This window comes from candidate division KSB1 bacterium, assembly GCA_022562085.1.
Lineage (GTDB): Bacteria > Zhuqueibacterota > Zhuqueibacteria > Oceanimicrobiales > Oceanimicrobiaceae > Oceanimicrobium.
Genome location: JADFPY010000419.1, coordinates 1 through 3554 on the forward strand (window position 1 = coordinate 1; position 3554 = coordinate 3554).

The window sequence follows — 3554 nt, forward strand, 5'->3', positions numbered from 1 at the left end:
ATATCCTGGTCTGCTTCTTAGCCTATGTGCTCTGGAAATGTTTAGCACAAATGTGCAAAAACAGTGGCCTGGGCAACGAACCAAGAAAAATCATTAACGAAATCAAAAGAATCAAATTGACCGATGTCATCTTGCCAACAAAAAAAGGCGTAGAAATCAAACTGCACTGTGTTGCAAAACCGGATGAACATCAACGGATTCTGTTGCAACATCTCGGATTAACCTTACCCTCAAGATTGACTAAAAATCACAAAATGTAGTGAAGACTTTAGATGATTTTTTCTGTAAATATTAAACTTACACCGCGAACTGTCGAAGTTGGGCTAATAGCCAAACGCGTATTTTAGGATTCAGCAGAAGTGGTCTGAAATGGAAATATGGGTAGACGCAGACGCATGCCCTGCCGTGATCAAGAATATTTTATTTAGAGCGGCAAAGCGCACCCGAGTACAACTCACGCTGGTAGCTAATCAGCCCCTGCGCATCCCACAGTCGCCCTGGATTAAGATGCTTCAGGTAGCAGCTGGTTTTGATATCGCTGACAATGAGATCGTTAAAAGGCTAAACGTCGGTGATCTTGTCATCACAGGTGATATTCCTTTGGCGGCCGAGGTGATTGAAAAAGGAGGTTATGCTCTCAATCCCCGTGGCGAATTGTATTCAGCTGACAATATTAGAGGGCGTCTGAATATGAGAGATTTTATGGATACTCTACGAGCTAGCGGCATAGATACAGGGGGTCCGCCGGCCCTAAGCCAGGGCGATCGGAATTCTTTTGCGAACCACCTGGACAAATTATTAACCAGGCTTGCAGGAAATGCCTAACGGCTGCAAAAAATAAAACTAGCCTTGAGTCGTACCCCACCGCAAAAGCAAAATACTAAGTCAAAACCGCCTTCTCCAAATCCCTTGCCACTTTTAAAAAAATCATATAGCAGTTTGGGAAAATGGTTCTTCAGCTAAAAAAATGATATTATGAGACAACAAAGTCATTCGGCAGCATGGAAAATCATAATGTAACAGAAGAAAATCGCGTTGCTGCCTTAGATTGCCATTTGTTACCCTCGTATTTTCATTTTGCCGGCTTACAAATTTATTTTGTCACCTTACAGCATCCCTTTTCGGCTGTTTGCAAGATGTGCAGCTCCATGATAGCGCCCAATCTTACACGCAGCAACTGCTCTTATTTCGGATATTATACAGTTAGCTTTTTGATCATTAATCAAGTTTTCCATTGATTGTCAATGAAAAAATTGTATTCTTTGGATGTTATTCAGAAACTATAGAAAACATATGTTAGACTAAACGAGGGATAGAGATGGTAACGGTTTATTTTGTTCAGCATGGAATTGCTCATCCAAAGGATGTTGATGAAAAACGAGCTTTATCGGAAGCTGGCTCTAGCGAAGTTTGCAAAGTTGTGGCGTATTTGAAGAATCATGAAGTATGTATAGTAAAGATATTTCACAGTGGTAAATTACGCGCTCGTCAAACGGCAGAGATATTCGCTCAACAACTAGGAGTGAGTACCATTTGTGAAATTGGCGGGATGAATCCAAACGATAATGCAAGTCAGTTAATCGAACAAATAGTTGAGAGTAATGTAATGTATGTTGGGCATCTTCCAAACATTCAAAATGTTGTATCTCATTTGGTCTCCAAAAGTGAAGATAATCCTGTCGTGCACTTTCAAAATTCTGCGGTCGTATGTGTTGAATTGGAAAATGGCGTTGGAATTATAAAGTGGTTTATCACGCCAACAATGTGTTAAGGTAAAAAGTCTAACAAGGGCATGAACACTGACGGCGCTAAAGACGCGCCGCAGGTTATGCCATGGCGTTATATGCAAATCAACAAGCAGAAAGGATGGAGACTATAACAAAGGATGCATTCTTAACCAGACGTTGGAACAATATACTATCTGTGGGACTGGGAATTCCCTGTTGATATATATTGCCGTGGTCTTATCCACTTCAGTATTGTCAGACTTCGCAAGCTTTATCGGGATTGTGATTGCCGGGGGGGGTTACTGAGTGGTTGTCGAGCTGCATGCAGCCGTGCGGTTCGCATGGCTTTGGAAAAACTCAACTGGCAACGTTTCATTCAAACAGAGCCTTATTAACCGGCTCATCTTTATTGCCTACAATGTTGTCTGGTGGATACCGATAGTACTTCCCTTTACCAAGACAATCAACTACATTGCGGGTTTTATGACGTTCACTATAATTACTGTTGTAAGGCTCAGTGCTAATCTCTATAGGAACAACGTCCTCACGTTGGAGCAGGCCGTAAGTTTTCCCTTCAGGATTCCCTGAATTGAAGTATAATATACAATTTGACTTAATTCTCAACAGGCTCCGCTTGCTTCGAATCAGTCAATTCAAACGTTAGAAAATTTTGCGGACAGGATTACCGGATAGTCAGACAAAAACCTCTCCAAAATTAAGCACGCGCGGGTGGTTACTTGTTTGCCATTAACCTCGTTTTTTCGAATAGTAACGGCGCCGCTTCTGGTTGCTATTGTTTCCGCTGCCCGTACCCGGTTTTTTTGACCCGGGTTGTCGCTGCGGCTTTTGCTGCTTCGCTGAACTTTTAGGCGTATCCTCAACGAAGTAATCAAGAAACGGGTGTACCGCCACTACAGGGATTTTCTGCTTGATCAGCTTTTGGATGTCGCGCAAGTAGGCCCTTTCCTCCACATCACAAAAGGACATGGCAATCCCGCTGGCACTCGCCCGGCCCGTCCGGCCGATGCGGTGGACGTAGGTCTCGGGGATGTTCGGCAGGTCGTAATTGATCACGATCGACAATTCCTCCACGTCGATGCCGCGGGCGGCGATGTCCGTCGCGACAAGAATGTTGGTGTGGCCACTTTTGAAATTGTCCAGCGCGCGTTGCCGCGCGCCCTGGGATTTATTGCTGTGGATGGCATCGGCATCGATGCCCGCCTTCCCCAGCAATTTGACGATCTTGTTCGCACCGTGCTTGGTCCGCGAAAAGACCAGTACGGAATCGAACGACTCAGTTTTCAGCAGGTGGGCCAGTAACTTGGGCTTCCCTTTCTTGCTCACAAAATACACGGACTGTTCCACCTTCTCCGCGGTAGTCTGCTCTGGCTTGACCATCACTTTCTCCGGGTTGCCCAGGATCTTGCGCGACAGGTCCACGATGTCCCGCGGCATGGTTGCTGAAAAAAACAGCGACTGCCGTTTCGCCGGTAATTTGGCGAGGATCTTGCGAATGTCGTGGATAAAGCCCATGTCGAGCATCCGGTCGGCTTCGTCCAACACGAAGTATTCGATGTGCTTCAAGGTGATGTAGTCCTGTCCCATCAGATCCAGCAGCCGTCCCGGGGTTGCGACGAGCACATCGACGCCTTTACGAAGGGCCTGCGTCTGCGCGAACTGCTTCACTCCGCCGAAAATGACGGTATTTTTGATTCCGGTGAATTTCCCGTAGACTGTAAAGCTGTCCGCGATCTGTATCGCCAGTTCCCGTGTCGGGGTGATGATGAGCGCCCTGATCTTGCGCGGGCCTTTGTTCCTTTGCCAGTC

Annotated in this window: 3 protein-coding genes; 2 read left to right on the forward strand and 1 reads right to left on the reverse strand. The window is 45.9% G+C overall.

The features are described from left to right. Nucleotides 1-369: 369 nt before the first annotated feature. Both IH879_21565 and sixA read left to right on the forward strand, forming a co-directional pair. Complete coding sequence (locus tag IH879_21565) at nucleotides 370-825, forward strand: YaiI/YqxD family protein (GenBank protein ID MCH7677516.1); 456 nt, start codon at nucleotides 370-372, stop codon at nucleotides 823-825. 493 nt (nucleotides 826-1318) lie between these two features. Beyond that, nucleotides 1319-1771 (forward strand): phosphohistidine phosphatase SixA, encoded by a 453-nt coding sequence (sixA, locus tag IH879_21570; GenBank protein ID MCH7677517.1) that lies wholly within the window; start codon nucleotides 1319-1321, stop codon nucleotides 1769-1771. A gap of 703 nt (nucleotides 1772-2474) precedes the next feature. Here sixA and IH879_21575 read toward each other — a convergent pair. Continuing rightward, nucleotides 2475-3554: DEAD/DEAH box helicase (locus tag IH879_21575; GenBank protein ID MCH7677518.1), on the reverse strand; the 1080-nt coding region annotated here is incomplete at its 5' end.